The following is a 21,112-nucleotide window of genomic DNA, read 5'->3' on the forward strand; positions in this document are numbered from 1 at the left end:
TTTCGCATAGATATCAGTCGTAGGCATCAGGCAATCACCTCAAGCGTGATGGCGGTACCGGCGGGCACGACGCCGCTCAGCAGGAAGTCGCGATAGGAGACGGTCTGGCCCGTCGCTGTGACGTGATCGCGGGTGAACTTGTCGGGCGAGATCGTCAGGCCACCGATCTTGAAGGCGCTGGGATCAGGCTGGCTCGCGGGCTGCGAATACCAGAGCCGCCCATCAGCCGTGGTCGTGAAGGTCAGCGTGCGCGCCACCACCGTCGCGAACCACGATTGCGACATGCCGTTCACCTCGGCGCTGGTGATGCCGCTCGCCTTGTTGATCGTGCCGGCATGGCCCTTGTTGGCAAAAGCGACGGTGGCCGTCCTAGTCTTGGTATCGGTGCCGCCAGGCGCGCCAGTGTTCTGCGCGGTCAGCGTCAGGGTGCGCGCACTGTTCACGCCGTTCTTGGTGCCGGTGAAGCCGCTGGCCGGACCGCTAGTCGCGATCGTGCCGCCCGCGCTATCCGCAACCGAGAAACTGGTCACCGTCCCGCTGATTGCCCCGGCAATGGCGATGTTGGCGCCGCCACCTGCCTCAATGGTTGAGGGTGTGACGGTAAACGACGTGATCTGCAGGCCCGAACCGTATTCGAGCGCGTCCAGGCGGGCGTCGAGCAGGGCCTCAGCCCCGGTCTGGACCCGCACGGTATCACTGGCGCTGGTCGCCTCTCCGGTGCGCGGGAGAATGCCCACGGCCGAGAGAGTGAAGAACGTGTCGGCGGTGACGGCAGGCGCGAGGGCCTGGGCCTGCATCGCCTCCTCGAAGAAGTCCGCCATCGCGGTTTGACCGGCAAGGTTCGGGTGAAGGCTGTCCTTGCGCAGGCTGCGCGGGACGAGCCCTGCTGCGATGTCGGCATTGTCGTTGGCCGAACCATCTCCACGCGTCTGCAGGTACTGCAGCAGCGTCATGCCGTTGGGATAGCCGGGCTTGGGCAGGGTACGCGCACGCGAGCCGGGATGGCGCTGCTCGTTGCGCGCGTTGAACGCTTCCATCGCTGCGAACTGGTGGTTCTTGTAGTCCACCCCGTCGATCGGCGTGGCCGGCGTACCATCTCCCGGCCAGGAGGCGTCCGGAAGCACATCGCGGATCAGGAACCGGTTGCCGTCCGCCGCCGCCGCGAAGCGATCGATTATCGCGTACGCTTCGGGATTGGTGTGATCGCCGAAGAAGTTGGGCACACCGCTGTAGAAGATGTTCTGCCCGATGCCGCAGAAGTTGTCGGAGATGGCTGGGTATTTCGCGATATCGGGCACGAACAGCACAGGACCGGTGAGTGTTAGGGCGGGCTGCCCCGCATCCTGCGTGAAGGTGTAGGCCGCGCTGGCTGCGTTCGGTGCAGCGGCAGTGCCATGCCGCGAGTTCGCTCCATCGATGATGACGCCCGTCATCGTAACGCCTGTGGTCAGGCTCGCATCCCCGGTGCTCAGGAATGCGTAGGGCGCATTGAAATCGATCGGCGTATTGCCGTTGATCGCGGTGATCTCGGCCGAAGTCCCGCCAACGGGCAGGGTGCCACCCTGGATCGTCAGGACCAGCTGCATCAGGCCCGCGCGGTAGAGCTGATGCTGATCCGAGGAATAGCGCGCCGTGAAGCGCGAGGTTACGCCTTTGCGCGCTGCCAGGATCGTATGCCACATCGGCCCGTCGGTGGCGTCATCGATGCTGTTGCCGGGGACGAAGAAGTCTTTCAGCGCGGCCTGGTCCTTGGTCCGCCAGGGCAGCTTGTCGATCGCAACCTTGAACCCGGCCCAGCTGACGGAAAGACTTTCAGGAGCCACGCCGGTCAGGCTGGCGTCCACCTCAACAACCGGGTTTGCGCCGCTCGTGATGGTTCGGGCCTGAAGATCGGTGATCTCCACGCGGGTCGCTTCGTCCAATTTTTCCAGGTCCTCTGCCAGCGACGTGAAGTCCGCCACGCCCTTGATCTGCGATTGGTCCAGCTGGTTGAAAAAACCGATGCCGAGGTTCTTGCGCTCAGACTCGGTGTAGAGCCCCTCCCATCCGTCGGACGCGCGGGGCGCGCCGGTCGCAAGTGGGCCGCTCGGGTCGCCCGCCAACCGCCATTCGAACTCGCGCCAGACCGGGTTACCATCACCGTTGACAGTGACCAGGACGCGCAGGCCTCGCTTGCGATCGGCGAGGGGGATCGCCTCGCGATCGGCAAGGGTGCCGAAGCGATGCGCAGAAGTGAACACGGCAGCAGGGACCGCAGCCAGCTTAGCCATGACATCTGCATCGCTGTCAGTCGGCAACACGCCGAATTGGCCCGTGCGACGCAGGATGTCGGCCTGACTTTCGCCGGGAGGGCCAGGAAAGTCGACCAGAAACTCAGCGTCACTGTATATCTCGCTCATGGCGTCGGCCCCCGAACAACGGTTAGGATGAGGTCGAAGACCTTGAGACGGGCTCCGCCTGGGGGTGTCGCAAGCACATTGGCGAAGAGCTCAAATTGACCGCTGGCATCGGGATAGGCCTGCAGCGTCTCCGGCAGGATGCGTAGCGTCAAAAGCTGCGCTGGACCGTCCTTCACAAAAAAGCCCTGAGCGGAGCTATTTGCCGCCATGCCAAGAGCGATGCCATCAGGATCGCCAATGTGCTTTGCCAGGGTCGCTGCGAAGGTCCAGCCAGTGTAGTCAGGCACTCGCGTATCCATCCGCAGCGCCGAGTAATAGCCAACGCTCCAATCGGCCGAGCGGCGATATACGGTCACGCGAACGCCCCCGCCGAGAAGCGGATAATCAAAAGCATAGCGACAATGCTCCTTTAGCTCTCGGAGTGACCATCGGGACAGGCACGTGGGTGAGATCAGGTTCGGCGACGACCTTACCGGCAAGGTGCCGCGCCGTTGTGGCGTTCAAGATCTTCATCAGGTCACCGTCGCCGTCACTGGGCCGCTGTGGCTGATCTCTGTGCCGGCGGCATCTCGGACCTCAACCCACCACCGATATGGGCCGGCGGCGAGGCCATCATCGATAAAAACCACGGTCTGGTAGAGGCCCGGCACGAACGGATCGCCGACAATGACAGAGGCGCTGTAAATCGTGCTCGTACCGCGCCGGATGATTAAGTCGGTCCAGCCGGCGATCGGGGGTGCCTGCACGGTTATGCTCGCCTCGCCTGCGCCGCCCTCTGCTGAGGAAATGACAGCGGTGGGGACGGGAGTGTCAACGTTGGAAGTGGTGACCGGCCCCAAGATCAGCCGGTCGGAGAGGCCGCCGCCTAAGAAGATATAACGCACTGAGATAAGATACGGGGTGCCGAGCAATACGCCCGGAATGTCCTGCACCACCGCGGCGACATCGCCGCTCGACCCGCCGCTTGATAGCCAGTTAGTTGCAAGATCGGGATCTGTGCCGTCGTCGACCCGGTACTCGATCAACACGGCGAGTACCGAGGCGTCGCCCGTGCCGCCCTCAATGTGCAATGCCGGCCGCGCATCGGCCGAGAGTGTGATCGCTGTCAGCATCCAATCACCGGCGTCCGGATCCGCATTAGCTGGCGGCGGAGCCTGCTGTTCGGCGACCGACGTGTCGACCAGCTCGTCGATCGCGGCGTTCCAGTCGTAGCACTCGGCCGAGATCTCGTCGAACGCGACGGTGTTGCGCCAATTGGCCGGACGCGACCACCGATTAACGCGGAAGACTTTACGCTCACCCTTGAAGTGCCGGGCCGACGTCCAGCCGATCCAGTCGCCATCCTCGATCGCTGCCCAGCGCGGTCCAACGGTGAAGCCGCCGCTACGTTCCAGCCGGGCAAGTCGCCGCGTGATCTCACCGCAGCGCTGCGCCTGCGTCCCTGACGTCACACCAGACAAGGTCAGCGGCTGTTCGCGCGGCCGCCCGTCCTCGGCGATGTCGGCCAGAACGCGGCGGATTGGGGCTGCATGGTCCGCCCACTTCTGGCTCGGCTCGACGTAGCGAGGCACCACGCTGTTGACCCGCTGCGCATCACCCTTAAACCGGTTGACGGTGACCTTCTCGCCGATGATCAGGTCATCATCGGTGAACTCGGCGACCACGCTGCGCGCCGCGCCAGGCTCGATTTCCACGCCACCCTCGCGCTGGACGATCACGCCAGCGCAGGCGGCCGCGAACATCTCTTCGGTCGCGATGAACTCCTCGTCGGCGCGGACCACCGCATTGAACCGATAGCGCTTTTCAGTCCCGCCCGCCTTGAGGGCCACTGCTTCATCGCAGAGGTTCGCTGCAGCGATCGTGCGCGATGGCGGCGCTTCTATCGCGGAAAGGCCGCGCCCGACCAGCAGCATGCCTGGTTGGTCGACCCTGTCGCACGCGAAGACCCCGCGCATCCAATTGTAGCGGCAATCGATGACGTTGTCGGTCCACTGCCAAGTGGAGGGATCGTTCCAGCGGTGCGGCCCACTGCCGCCCGGAACGGTGCTGTCCAGCCGCGGGATGTAACAATACTTCCCTTTCACGACCCACAGGAACTGCGGCCGACCGGCCGTCCAGATCGGATTCTTCGCTTTTGGGCTGTCTGCCTTGTACGCGACCACCACGGCGGCGCATCCGGCGAGATTACTGTCAGCGTCCCAGCCGCCATGGGTGGTGACTACCGAGGGCATCACCTGGTCCGCTGTGCCATCAAGCCAATAGACCTCCAGCTGCCCGTTGTAGCCGGCAACCACACCGCTCCCCGTGAACGATACGTAAGCATCGCCGACATAGAAGCCAGTGAGGGAGTGGCAGCGATGATCCGCGATCACGACGATCATGACTTCCCAATCGGTACCGTCGGTGCCCCCATAATTGAACGCATCCGACAGCGATCCCGCAGTGGCGACTTCGCCAAACAGCGCCTCGCGCGGTCCTTCGCCTATGGTGATAGTGGTGATCGAGGCCTGACGGTCCTGTGCCTTCTGCCCGGGCGTGAGTAACTTGGTGGCGACCATGGAACCCACTGTCGTCAACGCCAGGGTGATCACCGCCGTCGCAATCGTCGCGGCCGTTCCGGTAAGACCGATGCCCGCAACTATCGCCGCGGAGATCGGGTCGGCTTTCGCAGCGGTGGCTGTGCAGAGGGCCGTGCAGCCCAGAGCTAAGCCAAGAAGGCGGCGCCTGATCATTCGGCGCCCCAAGCGATGAGCGACGCAGTACGCGGCAGACGCATGATGCCGAGCGGGCCTGGCCCCGCGACCGTGTCACCCTCAACCACGGCGAGCAGCAGTCCCCGCGCGCCTACGACCGCGACCACGTCTCCGCGTTGCGCGAAAGGCACTGCTACACGAGTGAGCTCTCGATCCACCGCCGCCTGCAACCCGCCGAGACGCTTCAGCACGCGCGCCGCACCGGAAGCTGTGTGCCAGCGAGCACCGCCAAAGCCGATTTCGCGCCCGGTCGCCGCTAGCACGGCTGCTGCGGCGAAGCTGACACAGTCGTTCCGGTTGTACCCCCATGCGAAGGGCATGGCGCTGCGCTGCGAGATAAACGCGTGCAGCGCGATGTAATCACGCATACACTTGAGATCGTCGGTGCATTTGCCGATGTCCTTGGTGGAGATGGATGTGAAGCGGCTCGTTGCATGCTTGGCCGCGGCGTTACTGCTGAGTAGCTGCTCAACAGTGGCTAACCGCCGCGACGATCCTCCAAGCTTCACAGGCTTAACAACGAAAAGCCTTGCTGAATTTCAGACTTGCTTTGCGGCGGTGACTGATAAGGGCCAAACACCATCTTATCTGCCGAAGGCAAACGGTGGCACGTACACCTTTGATCTACGCGGCTATGTTCTTTGGGTTGTCGATATCATCGACCGCGGTGCCGACCGACAAGTTACAGTTCATGAGATCAATTCAATGTGGGGCAAGAACACCCACACCGCTAAACTTGTTCAACAATGCCTATGACGGTCAGAAGCTTGGCAGCCTGTAGTTGGCGGCAGCGCGTTGCGCGCCCAGCGCACTGCCGGCGGTCGCAGGACGCTTGCCACCCCAGTACAGGTTCTTCTGCCCGGCGTAGGCAATTGCCTTGAACCCTCCATCGCTCGCCTTGATTAGTCGCTGATCGGTGTCAGTTCGCATACGACCGCCTCGACGCCCCAAGCCGCGAGCGGCGGTCTCGACCAAGGCTTTGATCGTGGCAGTGCCGCCAGGTGTGTCCTCTACCGGCACCTGGTCGAGCGATCCGCGCTGGATCACCTGCGTGTCGAGCAGCAGAGTACCGCTGCCATCGAAGATCAACTCATAGACAATGCACGGCGCTCGGCGCAGCGAGGCGGCATCGAAGGCGGCAAGGACCGCTGGCTCGACACCCGACAGGGTTAGGGTGATGTTCTGCTCGCCGCCACCCAAGGCACCGCCGACTGACTCGACGATGCCCTGATCACCGATGCCGTCGAATTGCTCGCCCGCGATTTCCTGTGGCCCATAGCCCCGCCATACCCGCACCGGCGGATCGCACAGGATGGCGGCAGCATAGGTTGTGACGGCTTCGCCCCGTTCAATGGCTGCGAGGGCTGCCGGCGTATAGATCTTCATGGCAGCAGCAGGCTCCCGGCAGATATGACCGACCCGGTGATGCGCTGTTTGCGGTCCACCGGAGCAATCTTGGTTTCCTGGGTCAGGCGCATCAGGCACATGGGTTTATCGAGGTGGGCAACAGCGCCCGCCGGTATCCACAGCGGCAGCGCAGGCTCGACCGCCACGACGATGACACCGGCCGGATTGGCCTTGCCTGGCTCCACCACGCGCACGAGCGCGCGCCGATCGTTGGCCCCGGCCGGTGACCCTGCCGCAGTCCATCGGAAGCCCACATAGTCGATCCACGACAATCGAAGCCCGGCCGGGACGCCCGTCAGCGTGAGCATCGCATTGCCCGCATCATCGATCGTCTGCGACCAGCCGCCGCATGCCCCGGTGAAAGGAGCGCTGCCGACCGTCATGCGGCGAAACCCCTGGATATGGGCGAGAGGATAGGGGCGACGAACATCGCCTGCCATGAGCACCCTCTGCCTCCCACGCATGGATGTGACGAAAGCTTCGACCTCGTCCGATTTCACGTGCGAGGTTCGTGCGACGGTCCAGCTGGCAAGCCAGCGGGGAAAGCCTGCCTGCACCGCGCCGGTGCGCCCGCCCGCCTCCGGAGATTCGTAGTCTACGCGCATCAGGTCGAAGCTCTGCTGCGACGCGAAGCTGGCGGGCAATTGCCGCGGGAAGGTGATCGTCACGCCGCACGACCCCGATCCAGATGGTTGCGCTCGCGATATTCCTGCACCGCCGCGATCGCGCGCTCGGGCATTTCGCGCTCCATCTGCGCAAGCTGCGCTTGCACTCGCGCAAGACCGGCTGCATCGGCGCCACGAGCGTCGATCGTGATCGGCATATGGAAGCTCGGCCCATTATCGTTCGCGAGCATCCGCCTGGTCGCGCTGGCATTGTGTATCTTACTGCCGGCAGGAAGCTCGACTAGTTCGCGCCCCTGCTCACCCACGAGCGCGGTACCGCCGGAGAAGTACTCTGTCCCGGATGCATGGCCCAAGATCGTAGGGCTGACGCTGTTCGCGGCATCCGCTATCGCACCAAAGTTCACGCCGCTGAGCTTGGCGGCGCCGCCAAGCGCGCCGAGCGCCCCTGTGACTAGTCCAGCGATGCCCTTGCGAAGCTGCATCTTGATCAGATCGGCCGCGATCTCCGCCAGGACATGCTTTGCGACATTGCCTAGCGACTCGAAGTTAACGATCGCGTCGGACAGCTCTTCCGTGAAGGACCGCAACCCGTTCACACCGACGCTCTCCAGCTGCTCGTTCATCTGGGCGCCGGTGGTGCTGATGTCGCGCAGGTACGCCTGCATCGGGCTTTCGTTCTCGCGAGCAGTCGCCTGCGCGCGCGCGCCATAGATTTGGTCTAGCTGACCGAGGCGGGTGCGCGCGGCGTCAGCCTCCGCAGCGGTCGCCTTGCCGATCTTCTCTCGATCAATGATCGCCTGCAGGCGCAAGCGTTCCTCAGCCTGATCGAGGCCAAGCAGGCTCATCGCGAGCGGCAGGCGCTCCCGTGTCGTGGTGGCCAGGCTGAGATGCCCGTTCAGGAGATCACGCTGATTGTCGTTTGCGGCGGACTGGAGGGTGAGTGCCTCGACGGCCTTGCGCGCTGCCTCGTCGGTATCGATCTGCTGGACCTTGAGACCATCGAGCACAGCCCGCTTCTTCATCAGCTCGTCACGTTGCGCGGCCGTGATGTCCTCGGTCTCGACCTTGGATGCGAGCGATGCGGCGTACTTGTCGCCTTCGATCCTAACCTGATCCTTGGCGAACTGCGCTAAAGCCGCGCCATCGGTGATGGCCGACCGCTTGGCGTTCAGAATGGCGTCGTCGAGATCGGCGGACATGCCAGCCAGAGCCGCAACACGCCGTGCAGCCTGGTCGCGTTCGCGTTCGGCTTTCTCGGCGGCGGCGGCGCGCCTCCTTTCGGCAGCCTCGGGAGAGGCGGAGCCCTGCCACGCGAAGTGGAAGTGGTCATCATGGTCGCCGGGCTTGCTGGCCGAGCGGCCAGGCCCAAACATCTGCTCTTTACCGCCGCGGCCCCGCCGAATGTCGACGCCCGCGTCGCGCAGGATGCTTTCCACTTCATCGGTGGTGTAACGTCCCATGCCCCCGGCCGGAACGAAGTCGATTGCGCGATCCGCGTAGTGGTCTGAGCCGCTGGTGTGCTTGCCGCCGTTGGTCGAGGTAATGCGCGCACCCGGGAACAGCTGCTTCACGAGCGCCACCATGTCGCCCAGGTTCGCCTGACCGGAGCTACTGGCGGACCGGCTCGATGCCTGTACTTCAGCCAGTTTTACCTGCTTCTGCCGCTCGATTGCCGTTAGTTGGCCTTCCAGGTACTTCTGGGTCCAGCCCTCCGCGACGGCCCGTTTTTCGGCAGCACGAGCAGCATCCTCCGCCGCTCGGTTGATCCTGGCCGTCGGATCGCTCGCTGCGGTAGCGCCATCCCGGGCAAGCGGGATCATGGCCTTGGCGGCATCGAGCTTCGTGTCAGCCACCAACTTCTGGGCTCGCGTAAGGTCGGTACGTGCTCTCGCGAGATCCTTCTCGGCTTTCGCCGCTGCGGCAGCGATGCTGGCGGCGTACCCGTCGTCAGCGCCGAGCGGCATATTGCGCATGCCTTCGCTGATCTTAGCCAGCTTCTTCTCTGCCGCAGTGACGGCTGCGTTTGCTTTTGCCTCCGACTTTCGAGCATCGTCAGCATCGTTCTGCCGGCTGATCAGCGCCTCCTGGTTAACCTCACGCTGACTCTTGAGCTGGCGGTCAAGCTGCGCCGTCATCTCCTTTTGGCGCGCGATCTGGCCGTCGAGAGTGGCGTTGTAGGCAGCCTTTGCGCGGGTAGACACATCCGTCGCGGCCGCCTCCTCCTTCAATTTCTGAATGGAGTCGTCGAGCGCATCATTGCCCTCGAGCAACTTGGTGACGAAGGGGCCGAACAACAGCAAGGCGCCGGTGATCGCAAGGCCCCAGGGCCCGATGAAGAAGCTTGCGACCCGGCCCGCCTTGCCTTCCAGGTTGGCGAACTGCCCGGCAGCCTGGCCGCCCTGGATGGCGAGAACCTGGAACACGTTCGCGCCCATGCTCAGCTGGGTGAACGTGTCCTGCACCTGATAGGACAGGCCCTGCATGGCCGCGCGATGAGCGCCGGCACCCGCGCCAGCGCGGTTCTGCGCGGTCGCGGTCTCCTCGAGCAGCGCCGTCTCCAAGCGGAGCTTCTGGCAGTACTGGTCAAGCGAGATGCCGCCGCTGGCGATCAGCGTACGCGCCTCCGCCATTTCGTTGTCAAAGCGCTGCTGCGCCGCGAACGCTGGATCGATCGCTGCGCGGAACTGGTTGACACGGGCAGTGTAGCGCTCCTGCTCGTCGATGAGCTGCGCCATGATGATTGCGGATTCGCGCGCCGACTTTGTGTTGTCGTTGAACCCAGTACCCGTGTTGACCGCGATGACCTGCTGAACACTCGACTGAGGAGTGACAGCCGCCAGTTTTTGCGCCGCGGCCGCGCGGCGGCGATCGGCGGCGAGCATGTCCTCGGTAGCGCGCTCGTAGCTGGCGGCAAGGCGCTGCGCCTGCTGTTCGCCGATGTCCCCGGCCTTCCTGGCGCCCTCGGCGATTGACTGCATGGCGCCGGTTCCAGCCGTCTTGATCTCGCCGAAGTCGTTCTTGACCTCCGTCTTGCCGGTTGTGCCGATGCGGATGGCGACAGCATTGGCCATTACGCGTCACCTCCCTCATCATCAGATCCCAGAAGGATCGCGCTCTCGACAGCCGGCAGCACTTCCTGCAGCAGAGCCAGGTCTACATCGGCCGCCATGCCGACCAGCATCACCGCGCCGAAATCGAGCGCGAAGGGCTGGCCCATCCCACCAACCCTCAGCTGTCCGCCGCAATGCTGGAGGACACTCCAGACTTCTTCGCCCGCTTCGGTGCACGGCTCGTTTTCGAGATAGGGGCAACCTTCTTCCCCCGCTTCGGGGTCCGGCGCGCAGCGGCCGCCTTCCGGGTAGCCGCAGTTGAGGTGGCAGTACCTTTCGCCTGCGTCCCCGCCTCTCCAGTGCCATTCGGCGAGGCGGATGAGCCGTTTTTTTCCGCATTCCGCATGATGTACGGATGCACGTAGGCTTGGTCGGCAGCCTGGAAGAATGTCGGATCTTCCAGCGCCATGTCGAGAGTTTCAGAGGAAAGCGGCAATTGCTCTCCCTCTTCGTCGCCAACGCCATCCCATGCGCGAATACCGCGGCGTAGGAGCTCGCGGGTAAGCTGGTCTCCGGCCTCCTCAATGTCGTCGGGATCGACCCCGAGCGCCGTGGCTGCGGCCTTGCGCGCCGCGCGCACCGCCTTGATGGTGATCGGCTCGAACTCGACCCTCACGCCAGGCAGGATCTCCCGCCACTCTGGCTCGCGCTTGCTGATCTTGAACATCAGTACGAGGTCACGTCGTTCGAAAGCGTCGCCGTGAGCACGTGGCCCAGCGCGCCCGAGCCCTGCCAGTTGAAGGTGGCCTGGATGCCTTTGGGACCGGTGATCGGGCGCTTCGGGCGCGGCAGGAATACCCGTGGCAAACTGAAGATGAGTGAGTAGGCGCCAAGCGCCCACCCGAACTCCAACGCGACCGGCGTGGGCGGCGAGGTCGAGGCGGCATCGAGCAGCAGGGTGTCCTTGAACCGCACGACGATGTCGCCCGACATCATGGCTTGGCCGGGGTCGCTGTCCTCGATGCGGCCGTCGGGCTGAATGGTCTCGATCTTCTCGAGATCATTGGAGAAGGTGAGGCCAGCAGAGACGACGCTGCCGAGCGCGACACCATCCTTCTTCACGTAGCCAACAGCCTGGGGGAAACGCAGCACCGCCATCTCCGTCGGCGACGCTGCACCTACGGTCGCGGCAACAGGATCAGTTTCGCCGATCGCGATCATGCTGAGCGTGGCATTGAGCAGGCCAGATCGCTGCATCGGAATGCGCATCTGGTTGCCGCGCACGCCGCGATGTACGCTGAATGCAGGGACTTCCGGCGCGCCGATCTCGATCGACATCGAAGGCAGGGCAGCGCCGCCCGACGTGAAGACATGCGTGAATGCGCCGGCGGCGCCGGTCGTCGCCGGCGCACCCATGAACAGCTTCAGCCACTTGCCGAAGTTGCGCACGTCGACTGGCACGACGAAATCGCCATCGTTGTTGGCCACGTCGGATACCGGGTCCAGCATTTCACGACCCTGGCCGAGCAGGTCACTCGGTAGCAGGCCACGTTCCTCGCCGAGCGAGTGGCTGACAAACGGGATCTTGCCCCAGGCAGCTCCACTCCCGGGCACGGTGCCAGGCGTGGTCTCGAATACGGCAACGGCCTTGGCGTTGGCGCCCAGCGCTCTACCCATAACGGCAACTCCTCAGTGGATCAGGTCAGTGGATTAGTCGTCGCGTACGTCGCGACAATCACGAGGTCGGCGCGGTCGGCAGGGGTTGCGCCTTCAAGGAACACGTCGTCGGTGAGTGGCGAGCGCGCTTCCATCCAGATACACAGCCCACCAAGGGTGCGGTCTTGTTCGATGGCGTCGCCGATCGGCACCATCATTTCATCGAGAACTTCTTCGCTCGTCTTATTGCCTGCGTCCCAGCCGGTCAGTTCGAGCGGGATCTCGTGTTCGAAGTTATACGTCAGAGGGCAAAGGTCGACCTCAGGCTCGCCCGGGTCGCCTGAGCGGACGATCACGCGGCCGCCAGGGGTCGGCCGGGTTGGAATGGCATCGTCGTTGTCGAGCCCGATCACATCGGCATTTGGCAGAGCAACCGCGATCATCTGCTTGATCGCTTTCAGCACGTCGAGTCGGCGCGACATCAGCGGCCAAGTCGGGCAGCGGCGCCGAGAGCAAATGAATTGCCGCCGAGGTCGGCCAGTTCCTGCAGGTCGAGCCGCTTGCGCAGGCGAACCGTACGTCGAAGGGTGAACATCAGCACGTCCTTGGTCTTCCTGCCTTGGGCGAGACGGCCCTTGGTGGCTTGGCGATGCCCCCTTCCGCTCCGCGCGCCGACGACAGGAAGCAGGGCAAGCAATTCTCCCGCGTCGCCTTTGACTATGCGGAACTCAGCGTTGAAATGTAGCTCCACCTCTTCCGGCGACATGCGTCCCCGACCTCGGCCGGGCTTGCGAGGCACGTTCTTGGTCGGGATCCAGAGGTACTTGGCGCCGTTCACCGGGCGGATGGTCGCGCCCGTAGCGAATGCGGCGATGATCTTGGGCGCCTTGGTGTAGAGGTACCCGGCCGGGTTCAGCGCGTTGCGGCCCTTGGGGTAGACCTCGGACCGGATCGTATTGGCGAGGCGACCACCTAGGCCAGCCGCAGTGATCTGGTTGCGCCAGGCCTGCTTAGTTTCGATCGTCGCCTCGCGCATCGAGGTGGTCAGCGCCTCGGCAACGTCATCCAGAGGCGCGTCGAATGCCTTGTCGATGTCAGGCATCGCGACTGAGGGGCGCAGCATCAGGCGAGTTCGATTGCGCAGGACCAGGACAAACCCTCTTCGTCGAGCATCGGGTCCTGCTTGATGAGGAATACGGGATCGTCGTGGATCTCGTCTGCGACTGCGATGCTGCCGAGCAGCTGGATCTGCGCACGACGCACCGGCAGCACTACATCCGCGGCGCGGATCGACACGACGTCGCGATCAAGGATCATGCTGCCGCTTGTGTCACTACCCTGCGAGCGGATCACGCGCAGAGCCTGCGGGTCGCCCGCAGGAGCGGTGTAGATGGCGTCCACCCCGAGCTCTGACTTATGCAGCGCAGCGAGGGCGGACGAGAAAGGGTTGGGCATCAGGCCTTGTCGGCCTCAGCGTCAGCGCCGCTCCACTTGGCCTTGCCTTGTTCGACAAGCTCATCGGCGAGCTTCTTCGCCACCAGGATTGGGCCTTCTTCTGGCCGGCGAACCTCACCGCCGATATCGGCGCGTTCCTTGAGCACAATCGACTTCTTCATGGCTTCCTCCGGAAGGGCGGCGGCGCAGCGAACCGCGCCGCCTCAGGCTACGTCGGCTAGGAGAGGCTTGCCGGCGATCAGATGGACGCGATCAGCTTAACAAGGACGGTGGCATCGCCACTGAGCGCGCCGGCCTGGAAGATGCCGATCTTGCTGTTGCCGCTCGAGACGTTGGTCACGACCTTGGCCGTGTTGTCCCAGTAGGCGATGGTCTTGCGGGTGATCGAGACGGCCGCCTTCTTGAGCTCGAACGCACCTTCGGTCACCCCGGTGACTGATGCTCCAGCAGAAGCATCGTTGGCGGCGACTGAAAACTCGACACCATCGAGCATGCCGTCACCGCTCTTGACATCGTAGGGGGCGATAACCGGCAGGTTGATAGCGGGTCGATTGAAGTTCTTCATGGTCTGGGTTCCTCTGCTGCGCGGGCTTACGAAGCCGGGGCGTTGCGCTTGACCTCAATCGCCTTGACGAGGTCGGCCTTGGTGGCGGCGTCACCCTGCGGCACATCCGCCTTCTCGTAGGCGGCGATCACCAGTAGCTGGTTCTTGTCCGCCTTCTTGAGGTCGAGTTCGCCGAGGTTGTCGCGCTCGTAGTCGGGGCCCTCGTCAGTGTCGTTGGCCCCGATGTCCTCATCGTGTTCGACGGCCAGGCCCAATTCGACCAGCCGGTCGGCCTCTTCGTCGTTGCGGACTAGGATGGGCCCTTCGGTGGCGTAGCGGACGGCACCGGCGATCACGGTCGTGCCGAGCAAAAGAATGGTCTTCATGTCAGATCTCCTGCCCGGCGCTTAGCGCGAGGCAAATGCGGCGAAGTGGCGCCGCCGTGCAGCGACGCCGATCGTTCAGGCCGGGGCAGCACCGGGATTGCGGTAGAGGCCGCGCCAGTCGACAGCGGCGGCGCCGACATCGAGGCGAGCCTTCTCCTCGACACCATCGACATCGAAGCCCACGCGCGTCTCGGTGAAGAGCTCCTCCTGCCCGTCGAGGTGCGCCAGCACCAAGGTGTCGAACGCATCGGGTGATGCCGACAGGAACCACTGGTAACCAGTGATGCGCGGCTCGACGACGAGCGTCAGGTTGCCGGGGTACGGGTTGACGTTTGAGGTCTGGGCTGCAGTCACCGCCGTGAGGAAGATCTGCGCAGCCACCTTCTGCTTGGGCCCGACGATCAGGAACTCGGGGCGGATGCTGAGAGCAGCGCCGTCGTCGTTCTTCTGTTCAAGCATAGCAGTCTCGCCGGCCGCCACGGAAGTGACGGTGATGGCGCTGCCGGACGCCGCCAGGTTGCCGTGGTCAGCGTGGAACAGCGCCCTTCCGTCGCCCATGGTCGGGTTCGAGAGCAGGGTGCCGTAGACCAGATCGGACTCGAGATCCGCAGCCTTGCGCCCGAACATCGTCGGGATGCGGCCGAAGAGGCCCTTGTCGTCGTTCACGATCGCCTGGCGGCTGATCGGGATCACGCGACCATAGGTCTGCAGGCGGTAGTTCAGCCCGGTGTCGCTGATGGCGCCGCGCTGGAACTCACCCATCTCCGGGACGAGCAGCAGAGCCGGCGCATCACCAAGGCCGATGATCTGGGTCGGCTTGAAGTCCGGCAGAGTGTCGGTGCCGACCCACGCGCGGAAAGTCTGCGGAGCAGCCGCAAAGGCTTGGCGAACGCGCCGATTGGTGGCTGCGGCCAGCGCGTAGGCGAAGTCGCTGGTGGTCAGCGCTCCGAAGCGCTGCAGGCCAAGGGCGGCGCCGGCGATCTCCAGCCGACCCATGCCGCGGGTGTCAGTGCCGGCACGACCGAGGTGGAAGCGCGCCAACTCCATCAGCGTCATGCCGCGGAAATCACGGGCGGCTGCGACGCGCTGGGCTGCCGGACGGCTTGGATCGTCGTCCAGCGCGTCGGAAGGGTGCGCGCGAAGGGTCACCGCGTCTGCGAGAGCCTGGCGGTAGCTCGCCTCATCAGTTCCGTGCGAAGCGGCGCGAGCGTCGATGCTGGGCTGCTGCCGCGCATCAATGAGGCGATTGGCGATGCGCTCCTGCATCGTTGCTTCCGACAGCGTGCCTGCCTCGCTGTCGCGGATCAGCTCGGTGGCGAATGCCGAGCCGAGATCGTCAGATCGGCCGCACAGTTCCAGGATCCGCGATGCAGGCACTGTCGGGCTGCGCTGCGCCCCGGGCGCGTTGGCGCTATTCGGCTCGGCGCGGGTCGCGCCATCGGCCTCGACGACGACAGTGGTATCGGAGGCGGCGGGAGCGGCCCCGCGATTGGCGTTGGGGTGGGCGACACCGCCGCCCGGCAGGTTCCGGTTCATCTCGTCTTCCTCTTGATCTCCGTGGGCGGTGGTCCCTGATGCGGATCGAACCACGGCGTTCGGATCGGCGGGAACGGGTACGAGGCTGGCTTCAAGCAACTCCCAGGCGACAGCGCGCCAGGTCTCGTGTTCATTTTCGTCTGTGGCGGTGATCTGCCACTTGGTGACGCGGTAGCCGATCGAGATCGCCCGCAGTTCGCCGGCAGCGACGCGTGCTTCGACCGCGCGGCCTGCATCGGTCTCATTGAAGTGTAGCGTCCCGATCAGCTGGCCATTTTCGATGGCGACATCGGTGATGCGGCCGAGCTGCGCATCGACAGTGTACTGGTTGTGGGTGTCAAGCAGCGGGCAGATGCCGGCAGTGACGCGCCCGAGGTCGATCGCATCGGCGCTGATCTCCAGCTCCTCGGTGAAGTAGTAGCGGCGCACCGGCGAGCCAGCGGACAGAACCGCGCGGACGGTGCGCGCGGTGGCGTCGTAGCTATCTGGCGTGACGGTCAGCGAACGCACGCCACGGCCGCCAACCTGCGGCTGACGCTGCTCGACGAGGTCGACGCCCGGAGGCGCATCGCGCGTCATGATGCCGGGAGGCCCACCTGCGGGGCGCTCCGGAGTGCGGACCGGCGTTTCAGGCGTGCGCGGTGCCGGCGAAGCGGCAGGCTCCATCGGGGGCTCAGTGCGGCGAGAGCGCGCGCCATCGTTCCCGCGAGCGGGCTGTTCTTCGGTCATCATGATACTCCTGTCAGGCGGTGCGAGCGCGAGACCGCTCCATGTACCGGCCGACCATTCGCGCCAGCGCCGCCATGCTTCGGTCGCCGTCGGTCGCGGGCGTACTCTCACCTTCTACGATATCGCCCTTGAAGGTGAGGCCGGCGGTGGCCGCCTTGTCACGCCCGGCCTTCACCTGGGCGATCAGCTCGTCCTCGTCGTATCCGCGGCCCGCCAGCAGGTTCTGACGGCTTTCGAGGCCAGCCTCCATTTCGAGGACGTCGGCTTCTGCATCGCCGAGCCGGTCGATCGATTCGATAGGCGGCGGCGTCCAAGTGATCGGTACCGAACGGGATGGAAAACGCCCCACTTCGACACCGAAGCCGTGGAACCAGCCCCATACCCGGTCGAGGCAGACCGGGATCATCGTCAGGAACTGGATGCGGCCGACGGTGCGGTTGAACTCAAGACGTCCAGCGCGATAGCTCGAGTAATTCACGTTCGAGAGGTCACCGGTCATCTGCTCGTACGTGATGCCGATGCCCGCAGCTGAAGCGAGCAGGGCGATATGCGCCAAGTCCGCGATGCCGCCAGAGCGCGGCGGATTGGAGAAGGTGATCTGCTCACCGTCCTCCAGCTGCTCGATCATGCCGGGCACGAATTCCTCGACCGGCGCGCGGTCACTGTCGGCACCTTCTACTGGGAGGCCGATGGTCTGATCGTCGTCGCCATCCTTCGGTGGTGGGCGATAACGAAAGCCGACCATGCAGGCCGAGATGTTGGCCTTTACGACCTCAGCCTCGATGCCTTCTTCGACATCACCCAAGCGCTTAATCACGCTTTCGTAGATCGACACGCCATCGGTCTGGCCGACGTATTCGGCGTGAAAGAGATCGATCACGTCCGCAGCCGGGAAGTCGACCGTTTCGCCAGTCCACCAGCGCTGACCCGGGCGTGACCGATAGAAGTGGTAACGTGAGGGCCGACCGTCAGCATCGTACTCGACGCCACCCTCGATCCGGTCTCCCACCTTGTTGATCGCCAGCATGCCGCGGTCGAACGTCTGCAGGCGCAGGCCGGTGGCGCCGCCATCCTTCAGGAAGCGCTTTACGACGAACACCCGGCCATCGCGGAACATGCAGCGCGCCCACATCTCCTGCAGGCCATAGAGATCCAAGCGACCGTAGAAGTCGCAGCTGCGGCACCATTCCGCCCAGGCAGACTTGAGTGCTTTCGAGCCTCCAGGGACACCCTTGATCCCCCAGCCGACGACGCTGTTCAGCAGCGCGTTCATCGCCTTGCGCGCGAACGGGTTTTCGGCAACCAGCCGGAGCACGGCCTGCCGGTTGACGTAGCGGCGTGGCCGCGCGTCGTTCGGGTTGCCGGTGTTCACGTCCCAATTCTTGTCGGCGAAGCGGTTGCCGCTGGCAAAGCGCCGACTCCGACCGGTTGCATTCGCCCGCGCCGCTTCGGAGCGGTCGAGGATCCGGCGAGCCTGCTGCCGGCGCATGCCAGCGAGCGGGTTCACGTAGCCAACGGCGCGATCGATCCAGTTCACAGGCGACCGACCCGGCCGATGATGACCCGGCGTCGACGGCGAGCAGCCGTGTTGCCCGGCCCAGCGACTTCGCCCGCGATCAGGTTCCGCGCGGCGAGCATCTGATCAAGGTTCTGGTACTCGGTCGAGCGACCATCCGCGAAGGTGACCTTGCGGACTCCCGCGGCAATCGCCGCGTCAAGGCCATCGAGGTCGCTCTGCTGGAATGCCATCAACCCCTCCTTTTCATCCAGCTGGATCCCTTGCGGGGCGCGAATTTATGCGGCTTGGCCTTGGTGGGCGGCTTCTGCGGCGCGGGTGCGGTGGTCGGCTGCTGACTTGGCAATTCCGGAGCGGGCAGAGTGGCGTCAGCCACTAGGTTCAACTTCATGCCTAGCTGCAGCAGCCCATTGAGGGCCGCGAATGCGTAAACCCGACAGTCGAGCGCTTCGTTCGCCTTGCCCTTTGGTAGATCCCAGACTGTGTAGCGCCGTCCTGACGCGACCTTGGTGATCAGACGCTCGGCGGTGAGCTGTGTGTACCAGCCCAGTTCGCGCGAGGCGGGGAAGTGCATGTAACCGGGGCCCGGCTCTTCTAGGCCGAGGCGCCAGCGGATCGAATCCTTCGCAGCGTTGGTGCCGATGATCACCGGCTTGAACTTCGAGCGGTTCGCAGCGCTCGGCCGGGCCGTCGGCCACACCGGCGTTCGCTCACCGTTGCGGCTGCTCTGCCCCTTGACCGCCCAGACGTGCCGTCCGAGCCTGGCTTTCGCGAACTTGTAAACGGCCTGCGTGTGGTGGCCACCTGAGTCGATGCATGCAGCCTGGACTACAAACTCGCGGCCATCTGCGCGCCGGAAGCGCCGCAGCAACTCACGATCTACGCGCTGCCAAAGCTCTTCCGTTGCAGGATCGCCCTCAACCGTGACGTGATCAAGCGACCAGCTTTCCTCGCCGCGGCCCCAGCCTACGAACTCGATCTCGACACGATCATCCTGGGTGTCGAGCCCGGCCGTGATGACCGCCACACCCTCGGGTACGTCACCAGCCCAGTTCTCGGCTCGACGCATCAGCGCCTCGGCGGCGATGTCCTTTGCGGCCTGCCGCTTATGCGGTCGACCCAGCTGCGTGTTGTCGAAGGTGACCCGCTTGTCGGGATCCTCCTTCGCCGCCAGCCACTTCGCCGCGATCTTCGGCGGCGCATCCTTCGGCCAGGGGCTGAACAGCTTGGAAGCCGTGAACGACGCGTGTTCGTTCGGCACTGCCCAGCGTCCGCAGTCCGGACAATGCGCCCGGTAGACTGCCCACCGGTCCGCCTGCCACCATGCCCAAACAGCGCCGACCGGGTCGCTCATGTCGGGATCGGACCAGGCCTGCTCATATTCGAGCATCGGCTCGTGTCGCTTGCCACAGCAGGAGAAGGGCCGCGTCTGGTGCCAGCGGACAGTCCGCAGCGCCATGAGCCGCTGCCCCTCGGACCAAGCAGACCCGCAAGCCTCGCAGTGGATCGCCGCGGTTGCTGGTCGATGTTCGCCGGTTGCTTCGTCCGTCTCCCAGTGGACGTGTTTAAAGAACTCGAGGAAATTGCGATGACGGCAGTGAGGGCACTCAACCGAAGCCTGCCGCTGATCGCCTTCGTTGTAGCTCGCCTCAATCAGACTCTCGTCCGCGATCGTCGGCGAGCAGGCGCGAACGGAAAGCCAGTTGGCGAAGGTTGCCATGCGCTCGTCCACCAAGTCGAGCGGGTTGCCCTCCTTGGTGATCGGGTACTTGTCCACCTCATCGCACATGCCGACACGGATCGGACGACGCGCGAGGTTGTCAGGGCTGCCGGCGCCGGCAAGAGCTGCGAAGCCGCCAGGGAACGCCTTGTAAAGCAACGTGTCGTCGGCATTGCGCGTCCGACCGCCGCCGAAAATGCCGCGCAACACTGGTGTGGCGCGGATAAGCGGTGTGATGCGCTCCTTCGAGAACTGCTCGGCAGCATCCTCCTTCGGCTGCACGATCAACATGGGGCCGGGGTCGAGGTGGGCGAAGTAGCCAAACGTATTCTCGAGTAGTGCCGTCTTCATGAGCTGCGTGCAGACCATGACACTGATCTTGTGAACGCCAGGCTCGGTCACCGCGAGCATAGCGCCACGCGCTATCTCTACGGTGCCGGTGCGCCACTTGCCCGAGGTGCTGCCAGCCTCCTTCGCTAGCCGCCTATACCTGTCTGCCCAGTCCGGAACGCTGATGCGCGGTGGTGGCGTCCACCCTCTGCGCGCAGCGGCTCGGAGCCGATCAACCTTCGCGCTTGGCGGCGAAGTCTGCCTCGGGCTCGCCGAGGTCGTCGAGTTGCTGATGGACATGGACCGTGAGGGCCTCCACGACCTTGTCCGCGTCCACGCCGATCTCCGCTGCCAGCAAAGGTCCGATCCGCGTCGGGAAGTTCATCCAGGCGTCGCGCTGGGACCGCTGCGTTTCGAACAAAACCATCTCGGCCTGTTCGATCTCCACCAGGTGCCCGGCATCGCGGCGGGCGGCCAGAAGGTGCTTCGCGGCGAGCGCGTTCTCCTTCACTCGTTCAGCTGTGGCCGTGTCGGCGTATGTTCCGGCAAGGACTTGATCAAGGAAGCCTTCGATCTCTTCGGAGAAGAGCTCCTCGCTCGCCTGCTCAGTCTCGTCCGCCGATGGTGCGGACATTTTGCTGGTGCGGACAACAGTGCGGACACTTTGCGATTTGTCCGCAGCGGTGTCCGCACCCTTCGGCGCGCGTCGGTTGGTCTTGCGCCATCCTGAGCCAGCAAGCGACGAATCAAGCTTTCCATCGTCCGAAATCGGCAGTTTTCCGGCCTTTACGGCCCTTCTGACAAGCTTGTCATCGCACCCGTCCAGGCGCGCAAACTCGCGGACACTGACTAGGTGAGTGGGTGCGGACATTTGGGGTGCGGACACCTTTCACACCTTGGAGCTGGGCTTCTAATGCGCCATTGCTGCCCGTACTCCCGATGGTTCAGGAAGGACCCGTGAAGTCTGAACGGTTCAGGTTCGACAGCCTAATGCTGAATGTTCAG

General features: G+C 64.4%; 22 protein-coding genes. 1 reads left to right on the top strand and 21 read right to left on the bottom strand.

Annotated features, from left to right (window positions below; genetic code table 11):
* Positions 1-26: 26 nt before the first annotated feature.
* From GGR39_RS11535 to GGR39_RS11550, 4 genes are all read right to left on the bottom strand, one after another.
* Positions 27-2,399, bottom strand: coding sequence for a hypothetical protein (locus GGR39_RS11535; protein WP_183617272.1), 2,373 nt, complete (start codon positions 2,397-2,399; stop codon positions 27-29).
* The gene (locus GGR39_RS11540; RefSeq protein ID WP_183617273.1) at positions 2,396-2,755 is read right to left on the bottom strand and encodes a hypothetical protein; all 360 of its coding nucleotides are present in this window, start codon (positions 2,753-2,755) and stop codon (positions 2,396-2,398) included. Before GGR39_RS11540 ends, GGR39_RS11535 begins: the two co-directional genes overlap by 4 nt.
* A 156-nt stretch (positions 2,756-2,911) precedes the next feature.
* A complete protein-coding gene (locus tag GGR39_RS11545) occupies positions 2,912-5,131 on the bottom strand; it encodes a phage tail protein (RefSeq protein ID WP_183617274.1) in 2,220 nt (739 codons plus the stop codon).
* Complete coding sequence (locus GGR39_RS11550) at positions 5,128-5,520, bottom strand: DUF6950 family protein (RefSeq protein WP_183617275.1); 393 nt, start codon at positions 5,518-5,520, stop codon at positions 5,128-5,130. The genes GGR39_RS11545 and GGR39_RS11550 overlap by 4 nt, the downstream gene beginning before the upstream one ends.
* A 16-nt stretch (positions 5,521-5,536) precedes the next feature.
* Here GGR39_RS11550 and GGR39_RS11555 point away from each other — a divergent pair, with 16 nt between their 5' ends.
* Positions 5,537-5,908, top strand: a complete 372-nt coding sequence (locus tag GGR39_RS11555) for a hypothetical protein (RefSeq protein WP_221226104.1) — start codon at positions 5,537-5,539, stop codon at positions 5,906-5,908.
* Between the two features lie 3 nt (positions 5,909-5,911).
* On the opposite strand, the gene GGR39_RS11560 is transcribed toward GGR39_RS11555, so the two are convergent.
* From GGR39_RS11560 to GGR39_RS11640, 17 genes are all read right to left on the bottom strand, one after another.
* The gene (locus GGR39_RS11560; protein ID WP_183617277.1) at positions 5,912-6,538 is read right to left on the bottom strand and encodes a hypothetical protein; all 627 of its coding nucleotides are present in this window, start codon (positions 6,536-6,538) and stop codon (positions 5,912-5,914) included.
* Positions 6,535-7,227: a hypothetical protein gene (locus GGR39_RS11565; RefSeq protein WP_183617278.1), complete on the bottom strand. Its 693-nt coding sequence runs from the start codon at positions 7,225-7,227 to the stop codon at positions 6,535-6,537. Before GGR39_RS11565 ends, GGR39_RS11560 begins: the two co-directional genes overlap by 4 nt.
* Positions 7,224-10,256, bottom strand: a complete 3,033-nt coding sequence (locus GGR39_RS11570; RefSeq protein ID WP_183617279.1) for a phage tail length tape measure family protein — start codon at positions 10,254-10,256, stop codon at positions 7,224-7,226. Before GGR39_RS11570 ends, GGR39_RS11565 begins: the two co-directional genes overlap by 4 nt.
* Positions 10,256-10,402, bottom strand: coding sequence for a hypothetical protein (locus GGR39_RS11575; protein ID WP_183617280.1), 147 nt, complete (start codon positions 10,400-10,402; stop codon positions 10,256-10,258). The genes GGR39_RS11570 and GGR39_RS11575 overlap by 1 nt, the downstream gene beginning before the upstream one ends.
* A gap of 11 nt (positions 10,403-10,413) precedes the next feature.
* The gene (locus GGR39_RS11580; protein WP_183617281.1) at positions 10,414-10,962 is read right to left on the bottom strand and encodes a hypothetical protein; all 549 of its coding nucleotides are present in this window, start codon (positions 10,960-10,962) and stop codon (positions 10,414-10,416) included.
* The gene (locus GGR39_RS11585; RefSeq protein ID WP_183617282.1) at positions 10,962-11,912 is read right to left on the bottom strand and encodes a phage tail tube protein; all 951 of its coding nucleotides are present in this window, start codon (positions 11,910-11,912) and stop codon (positions 10,962-10,964) included. The genes GGR39_RS11580 and GGR39_RS11585 overlap by 1 nt, the downstream gene beginning before the upstream one ends.
* A gap of 20 nt (positions 11,913-11,932) precedes the next feature.
* Positions 11,933-12,373, bottom strand: a complete 441-nt coding sequence (locus tag GGR39_RS11590; protein ID WP_221226105.1) for a hypothetical protein — start codon at positions 12,371-12,373, stop codon at positions 11,933-11,935.
* Positions 12,373-12,993 (bottom strand): DUF6441 family protein, encoded by a 621-nt coding sequence (locus GGR39_RS11595; RefSeq protein ID WP_183617283.1) that lies wholly within the window; start codon positions 12,991-12,993, stop codon positions 12,373-12,375. Before GGR39_RS11595 ends, GGR39_RS11590 begins: the two co-directional genes overlap by 1 nt.
* Before the next feature lie 20 nt (positions 12,994-13,013).
* Positions 13,014-13,346 carry a head-tail joining protein gene (locus GGR39_RS11600; RefSeq protein ID WP_183617284.1) on the bottom strand — a complete coding sequence of 111 codons (333 nt, stop codon included), beginning with the start codon at positions 13,344-13,346 and terminating at the stop codon, positions 13,014-13,016.
* The gene (locus GGR39_RS11605; protein ID WP_183617285.1) at positions 13,346-13,507 is read right to left on the bottom strand and encodes a hypothetical protein; all 162 of its coding nucleotides are present in this window, start codon (positions 13,505-13,507) and stop codon (positions 13,346-13,348) included. Before GGR39_RS11605 ends, GGR39_RS11600 begins: the two co-directional genes overlap by 1 nt.
* 77 nt (positions 13,508-13,584) lie before the next feature.
* Positions 13,585-13,911, bottom strand: a complete 327-nt coding sequence (locus tag GGR39_RS11610) for a DUF2190 family protein (RefSeq protein ID WP_183617286.1) — start codon at positions 13,909-13,911, stop codon at positions 13,585-13,587.
* Between the two features lie 26 nt (positions 13,912-13,937).
* On the bottom strand, positions 13,938-14,276 hold the full coding sequence (locus GGR39_RS11615) for a hypothetical protein (protein ID WP_183617287.1): 339 nt from the start codon (positions 14,274-14,276) through the stop codon (positions 13,938-13,940).
* Between the two features lie 75 nt (positions 14,277-14,351).
* Positions 14,352-16,391: a prohead protease/major capsid protein fusion protein gene (locus GGR39_RS11620; RefSeq protein WP_183617288.1), complete on the bottom strand. Its 2,040-nt coding sequence runs from the start codon at positions 16,389-16,391 to the stop codon at positions 14,352-14,354.
* Between the two features lie 163 nt (positions 16,392-16,554).
* A complete protein-coding gene (locus GGR39_RS11625; protein ID WP_221226106.1) occupies positions 16,555-18,078 on the bottom strand; it encodes a phage portal protein in 1,524 nt (507 codons plus the stop codon).
* Positions 18,075-18,290 carry a phage head-tail joining protein gene (locus GGR39_RS11630; RefSeq protein WP_183617290.1) on the bottom strand — a complete coding sequence of 72 codons (216 nt, stop codon included), beginning with the start codon at positions 18,288-18,290 and terminating at the stop codon, positions 18,075-18,077. The genes GGR39_RS11625 and GGR39_RS11630 overlap by 4 nt, the downstream gene beginning before the upstream one ends.
* Positions 18,290-20,293: a phage terminase large subunit family protein gene (locus GGR39_RS11635; RefSeq protein ID WP_343055874.1), complete on the bottom strand. Its 2,004-nt coding sequence runs from the start codon at positions 20,291-20,293 to the stop codon at positions 18,290-18,292. The genes GGR39_RS11630 and GGR39_RS11635 overlap by 1 nt, the downstream gene beginning before the upstream one ends.
* A 46-nt stretch (positions 20,294-20,339) precedes the next feature.
* Positions 20,340-20,978 (bottom strand): hypothetical protein, encoded by a 639-nt coding sequence (locus GGR39_RS11640; RefSeq protein ID WP_183617292.1) that lies wholly within the window; start codon positions 20,976-20,978, stop codon positions 20,340-20,342.
* Between the last annotated feature and the right edge of the window lie 134 nt (positions 20,979-21,112).

This window comes from Novosphingobium fluoreni (assembly GCF_014196615.1).
GTDB lineage: Bacteria > Pseudomonadota > Alphaproteobacteria > Sphingomonadales > Sphingomonadaceae > Novosphingobium > Novosphingobium fluoreni.

Coding starts and splice junctions, on each gene's coding strand:
- GGR39_RS11615 (WP_183617287.1), bottom strand. CDS start 14,276: ATGAAGACCATTCTTTTGCTCGGCACGACCGTGATCGCCGGTGCCGTC.
- GGR39_RS11600 (WP_183617284.1), bottom strand. CDS start 13,346: ATGCCCAACCCTTTCTCGTCCGCCCTCGCTGCGCTGCATAAGTCAGAG.
- GGR39_RS11535 (WP_183617272.1), bottom strand. CDS start 2,399: ATGAGCGAGATATACAGTGACGCTGAGTTTCTGGTCGACTTTCCTGGC.
- GGR39_RS11575 (WP_183617280.1), bottom strand. CDS start 10,402: ATGGGCCAGCCCTTCGCGCTCGATTTCGGCGCGGTGATGCTGGTCGGC.
- GGR39_RS11605 (WP_183617285.1), bottom strand. CDS start 13,507: ATGAAGAAGTCGATTGTGCTCAAGGAACGCGCCGATATCGGCGGTGAG.
- GGR39_RS11630 (WP_183617290.1), bottom strand. CDS start 18,290: ATGGCATTCCAGCAGAGCGACCTCGATGGCCTTGACGCGGCGATTGCC.
- GGR39_RS11640 (WP_183617292.1), bottom strand. CDS start 20,978: ATGTCCGCACCCACTCACCTAGTCAGTGTCCGCGAGTTTGCGCGCCTG.
- GGR39_RS11620 (WP_183617288.1), bottom strand. CDS start 16,391: ATGACGCGCGATGCGCCTCCGGGCGTCGACCTCGTCGAGCAGCGTCAG.
- GGR39_RS11550 (WP_183617275.1), bottom strand. CDS start 5,520: ATGCGTGATTACATCGCGCTGCACGCGTTTATCTCGCAGCGCAGCGCC.
- GGR39_RS11545 (WP_183617274.1), bottom strand. CDS start 5,131: ATGATCAGGCGCCGCCTTCTTGGCTTAGCTCTGGGCTGCACGGCCCTC.
- GGR39_RS11595 (WP_183617283.1), bottom strand. CDS start 12,993: ATGCCTGACATCGACAAGGCATTCGACGCGCCTCTGGATGACGTTGCC.
- GGR39_RS11580 (WP_183617281.1), bottom strand. CDS start 10,962: ATGTTCAAGATCAGCAAGCGCGAGCCAGAGTGGCGGGAGATCCTGCCT.
- GGR39_RS11560 (WP_183617277.1), bottom strand. CDS start 6,538: ATGAAGATCTATACGCCGGCAGCCCTCGCAGCCATTGAACGGGGCGAA.
- GGR39_RS11610 (WP_183617286.1), bottom strand. CDS start 13,911: ATGAAGAACTTCAATCGACCCGCTATCAACCTGCCGGTTATCGCCCCC.
- GGR39_RS11590 (WP_221226105.1), bottom strand. CDS start 12,373: ATGTCGCGCCGACTCGACGTGCTGAAAGCGATCAAGCAGATGATCGCG.
- GGR39_RS11570 (WP_183617279.1), bottom strand. CDS start 10,256: ATGGCCAATGCTGTCGCCATCCGCATCGGCACAACCGGCAAGACGGAG.
- GGR39_RS11585 (WP_183617282.1), bottom strand. CDS start 11,912: ATGGGTAGAGCGCTGGGCGCCAACGCCAAGGCCGTTGCCGTATTCGAG.